At 59.5% G+C, this 19,159-nt stretch carries 16 protein-coding genes; 6 read left to right on the top strand and 10 right to left on the bottom strand.

The window, feature by feature from the left end; translation table 11 throughout:
- Positions 1-75: 75 nt before the first annotated feature.
- Positions 76-708, bottom strand: coding sequence for a hypothetical protein (locus SH410x_RS06425; protein ID WP_473677255.1), 633 nt, complete (start codon positions 706-708; stop codon positions 76-78).
- A gap of 169 nt (positions 709-877) precedes the next feature.
- Between SH410x_RS06425 and SH410x_RS06420 the strand changes: the two genes are divergently transcribed.
- Positions 878-1,357, top strand: a complete 480-nt coding sequence (locus SH410x_RS06420) for a hypothetical protein (protein ID WP_473675678.1) — start codon at positions 878-880, stop codon at positions 1,355-1,357.
- 449 nt (positions 1,358-1,806) lie between these two features.
- On the opposite strand, the gene SH410x_RS06415 is transcribed toward SH410x_RS06420, so the two are convergent.
- On the bottom strand, positions 1,807-2,007 hold the full coding sequence (locus SH410x_RS06415; RefSeq protein WP_473675676.1) for a small basic protein: 201 nt from the start codon (positions 2,005-2,007) through the stop codon (positions 1,807-1,809).
- A 218-nt stretch (positions 2,008-2,225) separates the two neighbouring features.
- Between SH410x_RS06415 and SH410x_RS06410 the strand changes: the two genes are divergently transcribed.
- Complete coding sequence (locus SH410x_RS06410; protein ID WP_473669212.1) at positions 2,226-2,582, top strand: hypothetical protein; 357 nt, start codon at positions 2,226-2,228, stop codon at positions 2,580-2,582.
- Between the two features lies 1 nt (position 2,583).
- Positions 2,584-3,789 carry a hypothetical protein gene (locus tag SH410x_RS06405; RefSeq protein WP_473669210.1) on the top strand — a complete coding sequence of 402 codons (1,206 nt, stop codon included), beginning with the start codon at positions 2,584-2,586 and terminating at the stop codon, positions 3,787-3,789.
- Positions 3,790-4,194: 405 nt separating this feature from the next.
- Here SH410x_RS06405 and SH410x_RS06400 read toward each other — a convergent pair whose 3' ends face one another.
- From SH410x_RS06400 to SH410x_RS06390, 3 genes are all read right to left on the bottom strand, one after another.
- The gene (locus SH410x_RS06400) at positions 4,195-5,550 is read right to left on the bottom strand and encodes a homoserine dehydrogenase (RefSeq protein WP_473675674.1); all 1,356 of its coding nucleotides are present in this window, start codon (positions 5,548-5,550) and stop codon (positions 4,195-4,197) included.
- A 165-nt stretch (positions 5,551-5,715) separates the two neighbouring features.
- A complete protein-coding gene (locus SH410x_RS06395; protein ID WP_473675672.1) occupies positions 5,716-6,243 on the bottom strand; it encodes a hypothetical protein in 528 nt (175 codons plus the stop codon).
- A 249-nt stretch (positions 6,244-6,492) separates the two neighbouring features.
- The gene (locus tag SH410x_RS06390) at positions 6,493-9,483 is read right to left on the bottom strand and encodes a protein kinase domain-containing protein (RefSeq protein ID WP_473675670.1); all 2,991 of its coding nucleotides are present in this window, start codon (positions 9,481-9,483) and stop codon (positions 6,493-6,495) included.
- Positions 9,484-9,892: 409 nt separating this feature from the next.
- On the opposite strand from SH410x_RS06390, the gene hemC reads away from it, so the two are divergent.
- Positions 9,893-10,828 carry a hydroxymethylbilane synthase gene (gene hemC, locus SH410x_RS06385; RefSeq protein WP_473677254.1) on the top strand — a complete coding sequence of 312 codons (936 nt, stop codon included), beginning with the start codon at positions 9,893-9,895 and terminating at the stop codon, positions 10,826-10,828.
- Positions 10,829-10,857: 29 nt separating this feature from the next.
- Here the strand turns inward: hemC and SH410x_RS06380 are convergent, their stop codons facing one another.
- Positions 10,858-11,154 carry a hypothetical protein gene (locus tag SH410x_RS06380; RefSeq protein ID WP_473675668.1) on the bottom strand — a complete coding sequence of 99 codons (297 nt, stop codon included), beginning with the start codon at positions 11,152-11,154 and terminating at the stop codon, positions 10,858-10,860.
- A 203-nt stretch (positions 11,155-11,357) separates the two neighbouring features.
- On the opposite strand from SH410x_RS06380, the gene SH410x_RS06375 reads away from it, so the two are divergent.
- Positions 11,358-12,812: a DcaP family trimeric outer membrane transporter gene (locus SH410x_RS06375; RefSeq protein WP_473675666.1), complete on the top strand. Its 1,455-nt coding sequence runs from the start codon at positions 11,358-11,360 to the stop codon at positions 12,810-12,812.
- A 31-nt stretch (positions 12,813-12,843) separates the two neighbouring features.
- Here SH410x_RS06375 and SH410x_RS06370 read toward each other — a convergent pair whose 3' ends face one another.
- Positions 12,844-14,016, bottom strand: a complete 1,173-nt coding sequence (locus SH410x_RS06370; RefSeq protein ID WP_473675664.1) for a sialidase family protein — start codon at positions 14,014-14,016, stop codon at positions 12,844-12,846.
- Positions 14,017-14,355: 339 nt separating this feature from the next.
- Here SH410x_RS06370 and gad point away from each other — a divergent pair, with 339 nt between their 5' ends.
- Positions 14,356-15,756, top strand: coding sequence for a glutamate decarboxylase (gene gad / locus SH410x_RS06365; protein WP_473675662.1), 1,401 nt, complete (start codon positions 14,356-14,358; stop codon positions 15,754-15,756).
- Positions 15,757-16,029: 273 nt separating this feature from the next.
- On the opposite strand, the gene SH410x_RS06360 is transcribed toward gad, so the two are convergent.
- The 3 genes from SH410x_RS06360 to SH410x_RS06350 are packed head-to-tail and all read right to left on the bottom strand — an operon-like array spanning position 16,030 to position 19,134.
- Entirely contained in the window at positions 16,030-17,784 is a 1,755-nt protein-coding gene (locus SH410x_RS06360; RefSeq protein WP_473675660.1) for a DUF6798 domain-containing protein, read from the bottom strand.
- Between the two features lie 26 nt (positions 17,785-17,810).
- Positions 17,811-18,884 carry a 4-hydroxythreonine-4-phosphate dehydrogenase PdxA gene (gene pdxA, locus SH410x_RS06355; RefSeq protein WP_473675658.1) on the bottom strand — a complete coding sequence of 358 codons (1,074 nt, stop codon included), beginning with the start codon at positions 18,882-18,884 and terminating at the stop codon, positions 17,811-17,813.
- Positions 18,877-19,134, bottom strand: coding sequence for a putative signal transducing protein (locus SH410x_RS06350; protein ID WP_473675656.1), 258 nt, complete (start codon positions 19,132-19,134; stop codon positions 18,877-18,879). The genes pdxA and SH410x_RS06350 overlap by 8 nt, the downstream gene beginning before the upstream one ends.
- Positions 19,135-19,159 lie beyond the last annotated feature (25 nt).

Below are 19,159 nucleotides of genomic sequence, written 5' to 3'. Positions count from 1 at the left end.
GATTTTTGCCAGCCCAGGTAGAGGGAGAGAAGGAGATTCGAAAATAATATCTGAATCGAGCCCTTCTATTTGTTTTCATTTCGCTCGTACGACGACATCGTCGAACTCGTTCATATCGTCGAACGAACCGATCCCAATTCGGCCGCTCTCGAAGCGTTTGTCGGTGACGTGCATGTGGGGCGTGCTCATGTCGTCGAAATAGACGTCGATGCTGCCCCGGTCGGCGTCACGAACGAGTCGCACCTGATGCCAATCGTCGTCCCAGGGAGTCCGTTTCTCGTTTTTCGTCAGGGCCAGTCGCGGAGCTTCGTCGACGACCATGATCTGACCACTGTGTGGGTCGGGCCGGGCACCGAGGTGGACATAGTAGAAATGCTGGTCGTCCTGGTAGTCAAAGAAAACACAGCAATCACGGTGATTCCCCGTGTCCTTGGTGCTGCGAACACGAAACGTGATCTCGAAATTCTTCAGTTCCAAATCTTTGATCAGGGCAACGTGCAAGGGGCTACGTACCGGTGGTGCGTAAGCCGATTCTCGCGTGATGATCTCCATGGTGTGATTGCCATCGCGCTGGGCCCGATTCCAGGTGGCGGGATCGAGAAGTTCCCAGCGATCGAGTCCAGACTCAAAATCGTCCGCAAAGACGACCTTGGCCTGGGGCACCGCGTCGACGTCCGCATTGTCCTCAGCGTGCAGGGTAGTTGCCATCGGCAGCAGCGTGGCCAGGCACCCCAAAATCATCGATTGGCGGAAATTCGTAGGCATGGCAGATGCAATTCTCAGGATGCGTGGCGTGCGGAAATACGGTTCGTATTGTAACCTATCGCGACTAAATGAAAAATCACCGCTGACGTCCACTCCTCCCGCGCATCTTGTCATGTCTAAAAAGTCCCGTGTCCCCCACAAGTTTCAACCTTGGATCGAGGCGCGAAAGAAATACCATCTTTCCCACGCCCATATTCAGATGGCAAGGGAACTCGGACTCAGCCCCAAAAAGTTCGGGAGCTACGCCAATCGCGAAAAGCAACCCTGGAAACTACCCCTGGTAGACTTCATCGAATTTCTTTACGAACGCCAGTTCCACAAGAAAACACCTGACCAAGTCCAAACGATGGAGCAAATGGCCGCTGAACATGTGGCCAAGCGGGCGTTGAAGAAGGAGGCCAAGCGGGCGACGGAGGGCGAGTCGGCGACCCCGCAAGAGCCAGATGCCGACGAGACGCCAGGCACCGTCGAGACGCCAGCCACCGACGAGACGACAGACGTGGCCGAGATGCCAGCCACCGTTGAGACGCGAGACGCCGTCGAGACGACAGACGCCGCCAAGACGCCAGACCAAGATGCCGACGCTTCCTGAACAGGTGGCGCAGCGTTGAAAGCCTCGGCGGGCGACGGCCAGGACACCACGGACCCAGCGAAGCGGCCCAGCGGCGTTTAAGTGCGATGGGCAACGACGGGAGCGACTTCATTCACCCGGCGCCGCGGGAGGGCCGAATACGGGGCCCTCAGCGAGTCTTCCGGGGGAAGGGTTGTGAACGGAACACCAAACGCCCAACTCGGTGGCGACGCCCCTCTCGAATCACGCGAAACGTGAGCAGACGATTCCCCAATCGGCACTCGCCGAGGGCAATACCTCGCAAGCCCTCATGCGAAAAGGGACTCCGAAACGGCGTGGCCCCTGATGGCGTGCGTCCAGAGGAAGATCTCCGCAGATCGGCAACACCGCGCACGAAAAACGGCCAGCGACTGAGGCAGCTGGCCGTGATAGTTCTTGAATCCGAGCGGAAACGTCTCAGCGGAGCTGGACTATTTCTCGTCGGCCTTCTTGACTTTCTTCTTCTTCTTCAACGAGATCTTCTGAACCCGAGTCTTGGCCATGCCGATGATGTCGGCACTCTCGTCGAATCGATCGAGTTCTTTCAGACGTGCAACCCGTTCGGCACGGGTCAGTACGTTGCGACTTTTAATGGCCCCGGCTTGCACCTTGAGGCTTCGATCCATGGTCATGGCAGCGAATCTGAAACAGAGTTGGAAGAAAAAGGTGGTAAATGTGTGGTTGGCAAGTCGCAGAGTGTAGCGAACTGCCTACGGGCTGGCAACCTCAGCAAACGAACGAAAAATGACGAGAGTGCACCTGACGGTTTGCAATTGGCATGGCCTTTGATCTGTAGATCGGTCAGAATCCCGGTTTCACGGTTCACTTCGGATAAACCAGGAGGGCTAGGATGGCCATTTCACCCAAGAATCGCGCTCGAGCGCTCGAGCTCGCCAAGGAATTAAATGAAATCAATGGTGGTCGTTACCACGACGACGGGACGCCCAAGACCTTCGATGAGCTGGAAATCGAAACCAATGCCCTAACCGATCTGCTCAGTTCGATGGCACTGAACGATTCGGCCAAGGATCTGCCCGACGAAGAAAAGCCCATTCGCTGTCCAAAGTGCAAAGCCGTGCCCAAGCCGCACGACCCTGACGACGACGAGCCGATGATCATTCAATCCGCTCGCGGTGAAGTCGAGTGGATCAACGAAGGCTTCTATTGCCGGCGATGTCGCCGGTCTTTTTTTCCCTCGGCTCGCTGAATTGGCGCTTCGCGTTGAAGCCACCGTCAGCCCCAAGGTCGAACGCAAGATGGTTTACGCGGGAGCCAACAAGGCCAGCTATCAGATCGCCAGTGACGATTTGAAAGAACTGGCTGAACTGGACATCAAGACCGAACGGATCCGACTGGCTACGCTGCGAAACGGTAAGGCTCGGCGCGCACTTGAGAAGATCTTGCAGGACGCCTTCCTCGAGAAATCCATTCCCGATCAGAACTACTCGGGGCCCGCTGACAAAGAGGCTCCTGAACTGGCGGTGGTGATGAGCGATGGCGGTCGGTACCAGCGATTCGATCGCGCTGGCGAGAAACCTGAATCGGGTAGTTTTTGGAAAGAAAGTCGAATGGCGATCTTACTGTCGATGAAAACTAAGTCACACCAGGAAGATCCTGACGCGGAGTTGCCTGACTTCCTGCAAGACGTTTGCATCGCCAAAAAGCTTGCTGATATGGGGTGCGTTGCTGGCGAAAACCCCAAGGGCCAGCGCGTCGAGGTGACGCAGGAGTCTCCTTGGCAACGGCCTGAACTGCTCAGTAAAGACGTGGTTGCTAGCGGTCAAACCTGGAAGGAGTTTGGGCCGATGGCAGCCAGTTCCGCTTGGTACGCCGGCTTTTTCAAGGCGACTGAAAGGGTCTTTGTCTCCGATGGATCCTCGGCGATCGAAGAGATGCAGCAGCAGTGGTTTGGCAACTTCACGAGCGTGCTGGACATCATGCACGCATTGTCTTACAGCTTGGCAGCTGCCCGCGCGATCTACGATAAGCAGCCGCAATCATGGGAGTGCTATCGTCGTTTCGCAACATGGGTTTGGCAGGGAAAGGTCGACGAAGTGATCCTGGAATTGGATCAGCACCAGAAGGAACTTGGGGATCCTCCTGCCGATGCGAGCGACACGGACCCTCGAGAGATTGTTCGTCGATCGCGAGTTTACTATCGCAACCATCGGGGGCGAATGAACTATCCGGAGTACCGTCGGCGTGGCTATCCGCTAACGAGTTCGATCATGGAATCGACGGTCAAGCAGGTCAATCGCCGCATCAAAGGAAGCGAGAAATTCTGGTCGACCGCTGGCGGAGAGGCCGTTTTGGGCCTGCGAGCGGCGTACATTAGCGACAGCAAGCCAATAGAACGCTATTGGAAGCACGCCCAACAAACGGCCAACGGTTGCCGCGCCTACGTCGCAGCTTAAACCTGCAAACTGTCAGGTGCACTCAAATGACGACCTGGGTGAGGCCTCTGAGTCACGAGTCGCCCCCGCCCCGAACTCTGCGGTGACAATGCTGCAATGGCCGTTTCCCTGCGGCCAATGCCTCAGGCGACATGCGGCGCCGTCGCTCCGCGACTTTCCTCAGCGAGCATCCATCGATTTGTGTTCGTCTACTCGAACCACCGTGGCGAACGGGCTGATCATTCCACGAGCCGAACCGGGGGGCGTGTGTTACCCGATGCCATCCGGCGTTCGGCTCACCAGTGCCGGTCGAATGTCGAATGCCGACTGAATCAACAGCCCGCTCACGGCCAAACAGATTTTTTGTTGAAACTTTCATCCCATCCGCTCGACGTCGAGCGGACGAAACGAATTTTTGGTTTCGGGCTATTCTCGAACCGGCATCCGCACGGCGCGGCCCTCGACCGATTTCAGCGCCGCGATTGCTTGGGTGGCCTTACTGGCCGCTCCCTCGCTCGCTTCGTGAGTCATGATCACCAGGGGCACGAATTTCTCATCGCTCGCCTTGCCCGCCGACGGTGCCTCATCGCAGCGTTCTTCGTGCTGGATCACCGACGCGATGGAAATGTCGTGTTCCGCCAACACGCCAGCGATTTTAGCCAGGGTGCCGGGGTGGTTTGAGACGTGCAAACGGAGGTAATACCGACCGCGGAGTTTGGCCACGTCACGCTGCACGGTGCGCGCCGGACGATCCTTGGAAAAATACTCGAGCGTTTGGAACGTGATCGGCGTCCGACCGACGGCGGTATCAATGATGTCGGCAACAACGGCCGAAGCGGTCGGCATCTGGCCGGCACCGAGGCCGTGGTAGAATACCGGGCCAACGGCATCGCCGACGACGCGGATGGCATTGTAGGCATCACGGACTTCGGCCATGGGCGTGCCTTTGCGAACGAGCGTTGGCGCAACGGATAGTTCCAATTCACCATCGATCATTCTCGCTGCGGCCAGCAATTTAATGCGGTACCCGAGCTGCGATGCGTAGCGCAGGTCCACCGGATCGAGTCGATCGATGCCGCTGCGTGGGATATCACGCCAATCGACGGTCGCACCGAATGCGAGATGCGACAAAATTGCGAGTTTCTGGGCAGCATCGGTTCCATCGACGTCCATCGCCGGGTCGGCTTCGGCATAACCGAGTTCTTGGGCAAGTTTGACGGTTTGCTCGTAACCCGCCCCTTTTTCGTCCATTTGCGAGACGATGAAATTGCTGGTCCCGTTGAGGATGCCCTCCATCGACAAAATCTGATTCGCGGACAAACACTGGCTGATATTGGCCACGATGGGCACACCACCGGCCACCGCGGCTTCGAACGCGATGCTGCGTCCGAGCTGTCGGGCCCGCGTGAACAGCTCACCACCATGCTCGGCGAGCAACGCCTTGTTCGCGGTCACGATGTCCTTGCCGGCTTCCATCGCCCGCAACATGATCTCGCGGGCCGGACTGAGCCCCCCAATCAATTGCACGACGACATCGATCTCGGGATCGTTCAACACTTCGTCGATGGAGTCCGTCAGGATACCGGGGGGCAGGTTGATGCCGCGGGGCTTGTCGAGGTCGCGGACGACGGCCTTGGACAACCAAATCGTCTTCCCGGCGTGCCGGGCGGTGCGGTCACCGTGATCGATTAGCAGCCGGGCAACTCCCGCACCCACCGTTCCCATTCCAATGATAGCGACGTTGGTGCGAGATGAATCACGAGCGGCATGCGGTGACGACATTTCAGTCCGGAAAGGGATCGAGGGGGCAAATGAATGATCGGGCGAGCATGATAAACGAGCCCGGCCTTTCATGGCACCCTGGTAGTGGATCTCGCCCCAGACACCCATTTCGTGAGCCGAGTCCCCTTACGCCTGCTTTGGCGGGCGTGAAAAGGCGGCGATCGATCAGGGCAGATCGCGAGGAAAACGGGGCTTGCGAGCGGCAGGAAGCTCAACCTGGTGCTCTTCCTGAAACCGGCGTCGCTCGACCGCATCGGCGTAAAAAGTCAACCAGGTTTCCGTGTCGTCGACACAGCGATACTCCAGCTGGTTTCCAGCGGCATCCATCTTCTTTTCGCAGCAGGGCAGGATATCGCGGTAGATCAGCCGATACAGCTCAGGATCGCTCAAATGGTCCGTGCAGGTGAGCACGATTGATTGCGAATGGAGACGCTCGATCGTTTGTCTGAGGATCAAGGACAGCGTTTCGCCCGCAAGTGATTCCGGCGGCGGAATGTGCAGCGGCGGATTAAACCAATCCCGGATCGGCAGCGCGGGAGCACGCTCCCAGGCCAGTATCGATGAGAGGTACTCATTTTCCGTTTTCAGCGGCATTCGGCCCATGGAGGGATCGTCGATCGAATCATCGCGATACGGCTCCAGTTCGTCGCGCAACCGAGCGTTGGCAATCATCAGATCCACTTCATCGATCATGGGCCGACTCGTCTCACTTATATCCATCGTTTGCTTCACCTTCCCCAATGGACCCAGCCCATTTGCGAGATGCTTTGCGTGTAAAGACCAACTGCACGTCGGACGCTTACTAGGCTATCCAGACCAATGGCCTCGTCCAACGAGAATTGAGTCAAAATCGATTCTTCGTCAAGAAAACCGGCACCCTAGATCGGCCTGATCGTTACGAGCGGCATGCTTTCACACCCGCCCTGCCACGGAACATTTCGCCTAAAGCTGATCTTCCACCCATTCTCGCCAATCCTCCCACTGATCTGCACTGACGGCGAGTTCCGGCAGGACAGGCAATCGAACGGTGCGGCCGAGGTCGGGGCGCTCCATGTGAACCGATAGCAAGCCGTTGATGTCGATCTCAAAACCAATCTTGCGGGTGGGATTTTGTTCGCTGGGGTCGACCTCGATGCGATGCCGACCGAGCGACTGCCAGGCTTCATCGTGGACGCCGGAGGACTCCACCAAGGCGAGTGTCAGATGATCGTCTTTCGTCTTCCCTCCTAATTGGCGGTTGGTGCGTGCGGGCGTGGGTGTCCCGCGAGCAATGATCGGCAAAATCTTGCGTTTGCCATGCGCATCGGCGACGACGAAACCGACCGAACGGGCCGCCCGGGACTGGGCCGGTAAGACCGTCCCACGATGCCCGGGTAACTCCGCTTGCAGGCACGCGGCAGCACCCTCGGCGGCATTCGTCGAATCAAAAAACTCGATCGGCAAGGGATCCAAAGTCGAAAACACGCGGCGGCGGATCGCGGGAAGACGCAGGATCGGCCCATGGGCGAGGCACCGCGAGAGATCCCGGGGTGTGACCCCCGCTCGACTGCAGGCGACGGTAATCGCCTGCTCCACGGCCCCCATCAGATCGCCACAGGCCTCCAACCACTGCACTCGCGACACGGTGACCGTTTCAGTCTTGCCTTCGTGGCGAATTTCGACCCTGGACTGAGGCAGCAGCAGCAGCGACTTCATCGCTCGCTCCCCGGCCATCTGGATTTTGGTGGCGCGGATCAATTGGCTGCGGTCGATGGCTTTGGACGAGGCCGGTTGGGGGCGCTCGGATAGCTGGGACTGGATCATCTCGACCAACCGACTCGACCACGCCATCGCGCCGCGGTGCCAGTGCCCCGCCGATGCGAGTTGCTCGATTTTATTGCCGCGGCGGCGGATCACCGCCACATCGAGTGCCTGAGCGGTTAAACCGACATACAGCACCGTTTCATGGCTCTGGTCATCCAAACTATTCTCAAAAGCGTGTCTCGCGATGGCGATCCCGCGATCGATAAGGCGTACGCCCGGCAACCCAGCAATCCGTGCTGCGGTGTGGATGCCACGGCGGTGCAATTGGTCGTAGCATCCCGCAACGGTGATCGCCACCGCGGCGGGCCAACTCTCATGACGCTGCCAATTACTTCCTAGCACCTGGTCGATCGACCCCGCATGTCCCCCCGTACCGGCATGCGCCGCATCCGTCGCAGTGAGCGGTGCCTTCATGCCGATGTAATTGACAAGTGTCCGGCCAACGAGATGCCGCAAACACAGCGCCGTCGTGATAACCGGTGGGCACATTCGGCCCGCCATGGGCCGCAACATGTCCCGGCGCCCAAAGTACAGCATCTGACAATGCGAAACCCGGTGTGGATACTTCTGGCGAAGCTCGTAGGCGTCTTGCCCAAAACGGAGCTCGCCCGCATCCACCCCTTCCTTGCGCGCCGTTTCGACGACCGCCATGCGGAACAGGGGCTGTGGCTGCTCGGAGGATCCAGCCGGCCAGCCGCCTTGAATGTGACCGCCGGGGCGGCCCACGGCCGTGGCAGCATGCGTGGCATTCAAATCAATGCCGAGCACACTCAATGACTTGGGACGAATGGGGCCTGTCGATGCAGAGACCTCATTGGACGTGGACCCCTCCTCGTCAATCTTGCGATGAGAGAAATCCAGCACCCAGGCGGGCGTCGAACGATCATTGTCGTACGGCGCCATGGCACGAGCGACTTCGTCCATCGACGCGTATCGCTCAGCAGGTGACTTCGCCAGCATGCGGGCGACAATATTAGCCAGCGTCAGGTCGACGTCGCGGCGGTAGGACATCAGGTCCGGCACCTCACCATGGCGATGACCATAAACCTGGTCCATCATCTCGCCGGGGAACGGTGGATGCCCCACCAACAGGTAGAACAACGTCGCGCCGAGCGAATACTGATCACTGCGCGCGTCCGAGGATTCCGGATCCTCCAATTGCTCGGGCGAAATGAAGGCGAGCGTCCCCATCAGCGAACGCTTCGGCGAACTCATCAGACGCAAGGACTCCTGATCGCTGTCAACCTCGAGTGCCGCTAATGAGGCACGCGTGGGGCCGCCTGCGACGGGACCGGACCCACTGCGGGGCGTACCAGAACCGGGGCCCCGTGCCCCCGTCCCCGTCCCCGTCCCCGTCCCCGTCCCCGTCGGCGCTGCTTTCACGCCCTCCGACTTACCTTCGTTGGCGTTGTGCCAATGCCGAGAAAACCTCGCTAGCCCAAGATCGAGCAGTTTGATGGTGCCCTCGCGAGACCGCATCAAATTGCTCGGTTTGACATCCCTGTGAATGATTCCTGCCGCATGGGCATGGTGCAGGGCAAACGCGGCTTGGCGAATCGCCGAAGTCGCATCGCCAATCGACATCGGCCCCTCCTCGGCCACGATTTGCGAGAGCGTTTTGCCGTCGACGTATTCCATCGCGAGAAAATGAATCCCCTCGGCTCGCCCAGCATCAAACGCGGTCACGATATTCGGATGCATCAACCTGGACGCGGCCCGAATTTCTTCGTTGAAACGTTCGATCGAGCCGGCATGATTGAGCCAACGTGATGGCAACACCTTCAGTGCGACCGTGCGCCCCATCGAACGATGCTCGGCCAGGAACACCTCACCCATGCCACCGCGGCCGAGTCGCTTGCCCACCCGATAGCCGCCCATAATCTCCGGCAGCGGGACGGAATCAAGATCGTCAAACTCGTCCACTTCAATCGCGACCGAACCCTCGCTGGAGAGCAGCGTCCGCGTAAAGTCCTGGTGATTTCCAGCAACAGGGACCTGCTCCACGGGGCCCAGACGGACAGGCTTGGACGAACCCGGAGCCTCAATCGGCGCACCCCACTTACTCAACTGGGAATCACCCGCGTCGGGGTCGCTCGATGGCAGATCGGCATCGCGGGGGTGTGAAGACACGTGAAAAAATGGAAACTGAGTTCAAGAAAGTCGAGCGCCCCCGGCGGGAACGAGCGTCGCTGGCGGGAAGAGGCTCCCTCGCCCACTATTGTAGCGGCCGGTGCGATGTCCTGGTGGCCGTGATACGTTCCGGGAACCCGTGAAACGTTTTGGCGGCTCGTGAAACACTCGCATATTGCCTACGATAGGCAGGCGAGCCAATCTTGGAACGCATCTTGGGAGCCCTCGTTCCCAATTATCCGCGTGAAATTGCGGATTTCCCGGTTCCTAACGAAAGTACTGGTTTCTCCGCGGCGCGGCGTGTGACGTGGACAGGCCGTTTTTCTTCACTAAATTTGCCGAGTGTTTCGCTGTGCCCCGCTCCTCTTCCCCCGCTCCGCCCCCACCCCCGAGCACTCCCGCCGGCGAGCTGCGAATCGCGACACGAGAGAGCCCGCTGGCGATGTGGCAGGCCCGACACGTCGCCGCCTGCTTGGCTGAGCATGGGATCGGCAGCCAACTCGTGCCTCTGCTCAGCGGCGGTGACACCGACCTTCGCCCGATCGACGGCACTCGGCAAGTCGGCCTGTTCACCAAACGCATCCAGCAGGCGCTGGTCGACAACGAAGCCGACGTGGCGGTCCATTCGCTCAAGGATCTCCCCACCCAACTCGACGAGCGATTTTCGCTCGCTGCGGTACCGCCACGCGAGGTTGTCGCGGATTGTCTGGTCTCGCCGACAGGCAAAACACTCGCCGAACTGCCCCACGGTGCTCGCGTCGGCACGGGCAGCACGCGGCGGATGGCCCAATTGAAGTTACTTCGCGATGACCTCGTCGTCATGCCGATTCGCGGTAACGTGCAAACGCGTTTATCCAAGCTGCGATCGGGCGAATTCGAGGCGATCGTGCTGGCCGAAGCGGGGCTGCTACGTCTAGAAATGGACGATCTGCCACGCGTGCGTTTCTCGCTCGAAGAAATGCTCCCCGCCCCCGGCCAGGGTGCGCTCGGAATTGAGGTCCGCAGCGACGATGAAAACGCGCTGGCGGCACTGTCCCGTCTCGATGACCGCCCCACCCGACTCGCCGTGGTGGCCGAGCGAACCGTGCTCGCCGCTTTGCATGGCGGCTGCCTCGCCCCCATCGCTGCCCACGGTGTCGTCGAATGGTCAGCCAACCAAGGTCCGAGTCGACTGTCGCTGACCGCCGTGGTGATGTCCACCGACGGCACGAAGCGATTGCAAGAGTCCGCCAGCTGCGATCTCGACTCGACCGCCGGTGACGCCGTCGCGGTGCAGCTGGGAACCTCGATCGCCGAAAAACTTCGCGCCGCCGGCGCGGCCGAGCTGATCCAAGCTGCCCGCTAGCGGGTATCGCCGGCGCGGGGTATCGCCCGCTAGGGGTATCGCCGAGCGGCGGCGAATGTTTTGGGGCGTTCCTGTCGCTCGCTGAACCGTATGCCCAGCGGGGCCGCCCCGGTGCGAGCGACCAAGAACAGCGCCGTGCAGCTTGTTTTTGCCGTCATTTCAACGGCCGTTGAAAGCTGCCGCGATACTGGCCCGAGCGTGAATTTTCGCGGCGACTGCTGCTCTCCACCGTCTGGCGACGGCCCCCCCACCATATCGACCAGGCCTTGCCCCCCGGCATCGCCTGAAAACTCGTCGCAACCCGCACAATCGCTAAACTTTAACATCGTTTCGGCCGATTCTTATCGCAAGAGGTCTGGCTGTCGTCACTTCAGGCCGGGCGTTTTCATTCGCCCAATCGAATGACGCCAGGCCGTGACTCCGAGACCTGCTCTCAGGTTTCCATATTCCCAAAGTCGCCGTACGTGCTGGGGTTGAGGTGTTCGGGCGAGAACGATACCGATTCGCGTTAATTGCCATCAGCATTTTCATGCTCTCGGAGGCCGCTGCGCAGTCACCCGTTCGGCTCCCACCGGTCGCGTCGGATCTCAGCCGCGAACCTCATACGGATTCGCTGCAAAGCATGCTGCACCGCGTCAACTGGCAATCGACCCCAGACTTGCCGGTGGATCTTGTCGATGGCGAGGGCAATCTTGCCGATGGCGAGGACTATCTTGCCGAGGAAGAGGACGATCGTGGGTTGTCGTTGGATGCACTGGAGCCCACCGTGGTGACCGAACCATCGAGCATTTCCTCTTATCCCACTGGCGACGAACTCGACATCTCGCAGGACCCCGATGAGGTCGCCGCGGAGTTTCGCACCCCATCATCTGACGATGAGTCGCCCGGAATGCTGCCTAACAATTTTGTCGCCCAATCCGACTTCGCCGGCGGCATCACCATTGTCAACGATAACATCGTCATGAAGATTGGCGGCTACGTCAAAGCGGATTTAATTCAAAGTTTCAATCCCATTGGATCGACCGATTCGTTCGTGACGACCACGATCCCCACCGATGGCGCCGTCGGCCAGAACGCACGCTTTCATGCCCGACAGACTCGTCTGAGTTCCGACACGCGATGGCGCATCGACGACAAGATTACTCGTGCCTACATCGAAGGTGACTTCTTTGGTGGTTCGCCCGACACGATGAGCACATTCCGGCTACGTCACGCCTATGGCAACATCGGTCGCTTCACCGCAGGTCAGACCTGGACGACGTTCACCGATCCATCCGCTGTCCCACAAACGCTGGATTTCGAAGGGGGTGTCTCGAACGTGAACCGGCGTCAAGGACTCATTCGCTGGGATCAACCGGTCGCGGAGTGGTGGAAACTCGCTGTGGCTGTGGAGGACCCCCAGATCGATCTGATCACGCCCGTGCAGCTACCAGGCGAAGCCCGGACGGAAACCCCTGATTTCATCACTCGCATTCGCTATGAACAGGATGATACGGAATTCCAAATTGCGTATCTCGTCCGTCAACTCGGCTTCCAACCAGACAATGCACCCTTGATTAAAGGCACTGCGTGGGGTTTCAATTTTGCGGGTTCGGCGATGGTGCTCGAGGGCACCAGGGTGTATTCGCAAATCATGTTCGGTGACGGCATTGGTAGCTACCGTGGTTCGCCGGACGTTGTTGCGACGGGCCCTTCGACCGCTGCGCTGCTGCCCGCATTCGGGTGGATGATCGGGACCAAACACGAGTGGAACCCACACTGGACGTCGAACTTTACGTACAGCGTCCTGTCTCTGGAGAACATTCCTGGTCAAGCCCAGACGAACCTACGAAACACGACGTATTTCGCGGTCAATCTAATCGCGAACCCCTATGAACGCGTGTTCTGCGGCGCCGAGTACCTCTACGGCACCCGCACCGACGTCAGTGGTCATTCAGGCCAAGCCAACCGGTTGCAAATGTCGTTTGGGTTTTTCCTGCCCTGAACCCCAAGTGGGCTCATCTCTCGCCACCGCCTTAACGTGCCGGCGGTGCCTCCAGACTTTCCAGCGGCACGCTCACGTAACTGATCGCAGCGTAGTTGTCACGCTCAAATAACATTCCGATCTGTCCGTCGCTTTGCTTCGTCAGGCAGCTGTAGGCGAACGGTCCCGCATAAATGGTCTTGGAGACTGGCCACGTTTCGCCCTCATCGTAGCTAACGCGTAAAACCCCGTTGACGCGTGCTTGGGTCGAGGCGGGATTGAGGAACAGGATACGGCTGCGAGACGACTCCGAACCGCTCTCATTTGGCCAGGAATAACGCAGGATCGAGGCTTGGCACACAGGTTCAATGAGCGTGTTGTCGTCTTGGAGTTCAGACCAGGTCTCACCGCCATCGACACTGACGGCGGTCTTGCGATGGCGGGTTCCGCCGCCCTGCGTGCGTGCATTGAGCATCACACTGCCGTCGGATCGCTCGACCATTTGGACTTCGTTGCCGTGGCCGCTGCCGTCCTCGGGTGCGCACTCGCCGTAGTGCCACGTCTGGCCCCCGTCATCACTGATCGCGGCGTACACACGCCAATCCGAATAGGGCCCCTGATTCATCGGCATCACGATCCGGCCGCGATGAGGACCATGCTGCAACACGATGCCAACGCCCGGCCCCGACGCCACACTCGTAACACCCTGCAAGCGTTTGACGCTGCCGCTGACATCGAGGGGTGATGACCATGTTTTGCCATCGTCATCGCTGTGTTGCACGAACGTAAAAAAGGCGTCGGGACCAAGCCCCGGTTTCGCCTTGTGCTCCCCCAGTTTGCTGCGCTGGTACATCAGTAAAATTCGTCCCGAATCCAACACCACGGCTTGCGGGTTGTTCAGCGCCAGTCCGCCAGCGTCCTGGATCACCTGTAAATCACCCCAGTGTTCCCCGCCATCGGTCGATCTTTTAAGAATGATATCATTCTGGGAATGGTCTCCACCTTGACGCCCCTCGGCAAAGGCCAGCAACGTGCCCGCTTGGGTCGTCACCAACGAGGGGATCCGAATCGCTGGGTAGCCATCCTCGACGGGTACAAAAACATCGATCGATGCAGAACCATCGATGGGCGCCGCCCCCGCATCCGCCCCGATCGCATTGACGGGCAAATGCATGCAAACAATTAGACTGGTGACCAGCAGCGCAGGTCGTAACAAGATTGGCATCAGATATTTCCGTCGGTGTATTGTTTAGGAGTCTTCGAATTGCGTGGCTGACCTTGGATCGACTGGTCCCCGAATCGGTCGTGAGGCAACCTCACTTGGCAACCGCGAGCCCGTTGAGCGCGTCGGATCACCGGTAGCGACCATCGCCATCCGGTGCCCCACGCTCTGGCAATCATCGCTGTGCGGCTCATTCGATCGCCGTCGCCGGGCGGGTCAGCGCCAACATCATAACAACCTGATGTGATAGCATGTTCCCTCACTCAAATGTGTGCACGACCATGAGCGGTCGAACAGAACGGGATGGCTGCACTGAAAACATTTAACAGGAAGATTCACGGCATGCCTCTTCACTCTCGCAACAGCCTTCGTGGTAGTTTGGTTGACGACACCTATGGATCGGCGGACGCTTCGGTCCCCCTTCCGAAGTACAAAATGCCGGACAAGGAGCACAGTGCGCAGCTCGCCTACTCGGTCGTGCGAGACGAGTTAATGCTCGACGGCAACGCCCGCCAGAACCTGGCGACGTTCTGTCAGACATGGCTCGACGACGAGATCCACAAGATCATGGATTTGTGTATCGACAAAAACATGATCGACAAGGACGAGTACCCTCAGACTGCGGAGATCGAAGCCCGCTGTGTGCACATTCTGGCCGATCTGTGGAACGCACCGGATGCCAACGACATTGTCGGCACCTCGACCACGGGATCTTCGGACGCCGCGATGCTAGGCGGCATGGCCGCCAAGTGGCGTTGGCGTGAGAAACGAAAAGCCGCAGGCAAACCCTTCGACAAACCCAACATGATCTGTGGTCCCGTTCAGGTTTGCTGGCACAAGTTCGCCAAGTACTGGGATATCGAACTGCGGCAAGTTCCGCTGGAAGGTGATCGACTGATCATGAATCCCGACGAGGTGCTCAAACGTGTCGACGAAAATACGATCTTCGTCGTCCCCACCTTTGGCGTGACCTTCACCTGCAACTATGAACCGGTCAAGAAGATCGCCGCCGCGCTGGACAAACTGCACGCTGAGACTGGACTCGATATTCCCATGCACGTCGACGCGGCCTCGGGTGGTTTTTTGGCACCGTTCTGTGCACCGGAGATCGAATGGGATTTCCGCATCCCACGTGTGAAATCGATTAATGCCTCGGGACACAAATTCGGATTGGCGCCTCTGGGGACCGGTTGGTGCATCTTCCGTGATACCGCCGACCTGCCCGACGACTTGATTTTCTGGGTCAACTATCTGGGCGGAAATATGCCGACGTTCGCGTTGAGCTTCTCACGCCCCGGTGGCCAGATTGTTGCGCAGTACTACAACTTCCTGCGACTCGGCAAGGAAGGCTATCGCAAAATCCATATGAGCTGCTATGAAACCGCCCAGTTCCTGGCGAAGGAGATTGAAAAACTTGGGCCCTTCCAAGTGATCTACGACGGCAATCCCAAGCAAGGCATTCCGGCGATTTCCTGGACGCTCAAAGAGGACAGCGACACGACAGGCTACACGCTCTTCGACCTCAGTGATCGGTTGCGGATGCGCGGTTGGCAGGTCGCTGCCTACACAATGCCACCCCATCGAGAAGACCTCGTCGTGCAACGTATCTTGGTGCGTCATGGGTTCAGCATGGACCTCGCGACGCTGTTCATGGAGGACATGAAACGAACCCTCGAACACTTCACCGCGCACCCCGTCACCACATCAATGACCGAAGAGGAAGCCGGTGGCTTCAGCCACTAAGGAACGAGCGGGAAATTACTGTCTGAAATGGTGGTCGAACGCTCCGCGGTCGACCGTTCCGACCGCGGAGCGTTCGGCCACTTATTTTCCGCTCGTTCCGAAACGACAGCGAGACATTAAAACGCGTCGAATCAAAAGCCAGACGGTGGAATCCACGCTCTGGCGAGCGTACCCACGGGAGCATTCATCACTTGTTGTTCACACGCTGCGAAGGAACAATTTCGGTGAAACGCCATTCGGCCGGCTCTTTCGTTGAACTCGAATCCGCAGCAGCTACTTCGTTGGGAGCGAAGGTAAGCGATAGATCGCGTAGGTGGAATTGCGCTCGGTGCCCTGCGGATACACCTGCACGAGTGGTAACTGCGGCCCGACGACGCGGCGGTCGACGACCATCCAATTGACGCCGTATTTGCGGCGAAATTCGCGCAGCCGATCGTAACGGATCGTCACACGCATGGTGGACAGTTCCACGGGATAGATCTCGACAAATCGTCTCGCCCACTTACGTAGGCTCACCACGTCCTGCGGAATGTCTTTCCAATTGACCACCTCAGCCCGCTGTGCGTACCACTTGAACGATTGCTGGTGCCGGGGCGTCAGCAACACCGCGTCCTCGGGTGCATTGGCGCGAACGAAACGGCAGACGTTGATCCAGTCCTGCATCGTGCGTCGCTGTTCGGCGTAATTCGCATCGCGGTGCAGACCGAGCACATCGTTGCTGTGCGAAACGGGCACGCCGCTGCTCATCCGTTGCCAGGTCGCCCAGCCGACCGATCCGCAGGCGCTCAGCAATATCGCGACGCTCACCAGGAACGCGGCTGCGTCCTTGGCAGCGAGCGGAAGACGACTGTCTGAATTGGTGGCCGCAGCATAGTGAGCACGCGTGACATCCAGCATTCCCGCGACGCTACACCCGAGTGCCAGCGGCGTGATCACGTCGGCGAGTCGAAACCAATAGAATCGCAACAACTTCGCCGCCAAATCCGGTGCAACCGCTGGCAACATCCCGATGAGCAAACCGCAAACGCTGATCAGCATCGCGCCGACGGTGAAAGCCGCCAGGGCGGTGAGTGCGTCACGGTGCGGAGCAAACGCAGCTCCTTCCCGCAGGCATCGACGTCGTTGCCCGGCGAGGCATAGCAACGTGACCAATGTGAGCACGCCATGCCGCACGTACCAGTCACGATGAAACGCCGAGGGCAGCAGATGGTGTGAAAGACGAAAGTACGTGTACACTCGCGCCGCCGAAGTCGATTCGGCTGGCGTGGCACCCCATGACATTGAAATCGCGGGCAATAATCCTAGCAGCGAGAGCGCGCCGCCCGCGAACAATGCGGGCGTGAAAAAGCGAGCTTTCGGCTGACCGAGGTCTCGATGTACCCGCTCCAGCCAAACGAACGCGATCGCCCCCGCCACCACAGCCCATCCGCCCGTGAGGACATGGAACGCGGCGGCCGCGCCAAATAGCAACCACACTCGGTTCCACCGGCGCTGCAGCAATTCCGCGATGCCGAACAAGACGATTCCAAATGCTGGAACCTTCGCCTCAATGCCGCCAACCACCCACTCACCGGCAAGATTCCCCTGTTCGATACCGGCGACCCAGACCATCGCGACAACGACCGCGAAGGTTGACGGCAATCGCAGCGACGAACATAACCGGATCAATCCCGCGGCCAGCATCCCCCAGCCAACGATGCGTCCAATCCATGCCGTCGTCGACAGCGACAACCACTTCGTCGGCCATCCGAAGGCCCAGTAAAACACCCAGTGGGCTTTGCCCGAGGACACCAAAAGATCTTCACTGCACCAAGCCGGATTCCAGAAGTTCTTTGCTTTGGCGAGGTAGTGAGCCTCGTTCACACTCGGCGGTGCGTCGCCGGCGTAGACGAAGAACAATCCCACCAAGGTCAACCATGCGAGAATAACATCGACGCGCCACCATCGCGGTGATCCACCCCGCAGCCCACCGGATCGCAGCCCACCGGATCGCAGCCCACCGGATCGCGGTGCATCGGATCGCAGCATGTTCGGTTCTAACTGCACGCTCGAACTCACGGCACCGACTCAACCAATTCGGCCGCAAAACGAATCGCGGCGACCATACTTTGGCACGAGGCCGTGCCTTGCCAAGCGAGGTCCATGGCCGTGCCATGGTCGACGCTCGTGCGAACGATCGGCAGCCCCAGCGTGACGTTGACGGCATCGTCGAACGACAGTGCTTTCAAAGGGATCAAGCCTTGATCGTGGTATAGACAAACATAGACATCGATGCGTGCTCGCATGGCGGGAGTGAATGCGGTATCGGGCGGCAGCGGGCCGACCACGTCCCAGCCCTGGCGGCGGGCCGCGTCGATCGCCGGGATGACAACGCGTTCCTCTTCGCCGTGGCTGAACATGCCGTGTTCACCCGCGTGCGGATTCAGACCGCAGACGCCGATGCGAGGTGGTAACAAACTGCCACGATGGGCATTTCGCCTCGCGATCGCGTCCCCCGCCATGGTGATCGTCCGCGTCAGCGATATCGGGTCGAGCAGGCCCGGCACATCCGCCAGCGGAACGTGAATGGTCTCGAGCACGCAGGCGATCGTGTCGCTGGCCAGCATCATGCGGACATCAGCGGGGACGCCGACAGCGGTGGGGACGCTGCCTCGCGACTCCCCCTCGCCGTGTGCACGACCGACTCGCTCGGCCAGCAATTCGGTGTGGCCGGGGAACTCAATCCCGGCCATCATCCAGGCCTCTTTTTGGATTGGGCCCGTGATGATCGCATCGACATCGCCGTTGATGGCCGCATCGATCGAGGCACACACCGTCTCGTACGAAGCGCGTCCGGTCTCCGCCGAATATCGGCCTGGTGTGACGTCGTCAGCATTCAAATTGCCGCAGTCCACGATGTATCCAGGGGCGTCGGAGACGACCGTCCCGATCTGGTCGAGCGTGATGGTGGGCGGCAGGGGCAGGTCGAGGGCGGTCGCGACACGAGCGAAAACTCGTGCATCCCCCATCAACACGGGCACTCCCAACGCACGGACTTCGGGCTGTTGCCACACCCGCAGCGCAAGCTCGGGACCGATGCCGCCCGCATCGCCCATCGTGATCGCGAGTTTGGTGGTGGGGTCACTCATTGGCCAGTTTAATTTCCGCGATGATCTCTTTGGCACGCTCGGCATCCCGCTCGAACACTTTGACCTGCACCCACCCTGGGGCTTCGGCGCGAAACCCTGCAGTGAATCCACCCACGGCCGTGGCGCGGATACCGGCGTCAGCCAACACGTTCACAATCACGCCAGCCGCGATCTCGCTGGATCGCTCAGCCACCGAGACCAAATGAGCATCGTTCAGATCGTCGTCGCTTTCATTGACAGGTGTATTCATATTTTCTACTTGTGATGAGATTGAA

It is taken from the genome of Rhodopirellula sp. SH410 (genome assembly GCF_055811895.1).
This window is presented reverse-complemented; position numbering and strand designations above follow the sequence as displayed.

What these genes read in the sequence shown, in the direction of transcription:
- SH410x_RS06410 (WP_473669212.1), top strand. Translation starts at nt 2,226, where the DNA reads ATGGCCATTTCACCCAAGAATCGCGCTCGAGCGCTCGAGCTCGCCAAG.
- SH410x_RS06395 (WP_473675672.1), bottom strand. Translation starts at nt 6,243, where the DNA reads ATGATCGATGAAGTGGATCTGATGATTGCCAACGCTCGGTTGCGCGAC.
- SH410x_RS06415 (WP_473675676.1), bottom strand. Translation starts at nt 2,007, where the DNA reads ATGACCATGGATCGAAGCCTCAAGGTGCAAGCCGGGGCCATTAAAAGT.
- SH410x_RS06425 (WP_473677255.1), bottom strand. Translation starts at nt 708, where the DNA reads ATGGCAACTACCCTGCACGCTGAGGACAATGCGGACGTCGACGCGGTG.
- SH410x_RS06380 (WP_473675668.1), bottom strand. Translation starts at nt 11,154, where the DNA reads ATGTTAAAGTTTAGCGATTGTGCGGGTTGCGACGAGTTTTCAGGCGAT.
- gad (WP_473675662.1), top strand. Translation starts at nt 14,356, where the DNA reads ATGCCTCTTCACTCTCGCAACAGCCTTCGTGGTAGTTTGGTTGACGAC.
- SH410x_RS06400 (WP_473675674.1), bottom strand. Translation starts at nt 5,550, where the DNA reads ATGTCGTCACCGCATGCCGCTCGTGATTCATCTCGCACCAACGTCGCT.
- SH410x_RS06420 (WP_473675678.1), top strand. Translation starts at nt 878, where the DNA reads ATGTCTAAAAAGTCCCGTGTCCCCCACAAGTTTCAACCTTGGATCGAG.
- SH410x_RS06370 (WP_473675664.1), bottom strand. Translation starts at nt 14,016, where the DNA reads ATGCCAATCTTGTTACGACCTGCGCTGCTGGTCACCAGTCTAATTGTT.
- SH410x_RS06375 (WP_473675666.1), top strand. Translation starts at nt 11,358, where the DNA reads ATGCTCTCGGAGGCCGCTGCGCAGTCACCCGTTCGGCTCCCACCGGTC.
- SH410x_RS06360 (WP_473675660.1), bottom strand. Translation starts at nt 17,784, where the DNA reads ATGCTGCGATCCGATGCACCGCGATCCGGTGGGCTGCGATCCGGTGGG.
- pdxA (WP_473675658.1), bottom strand. Translation starts at nt 18,884, where the DNA reads ATGAGTGACCCCACCACCAAACTCGCGATCACGATGGGCGATGCGGGC.
- SH410x_RS06350 (WP_473675656.1), bottom strand. Translation starts at nt 19,134, where the DNA reads ATGAATACACCTGTCAATGAAAGCGACGACGATCTGAACGATGCTCAT.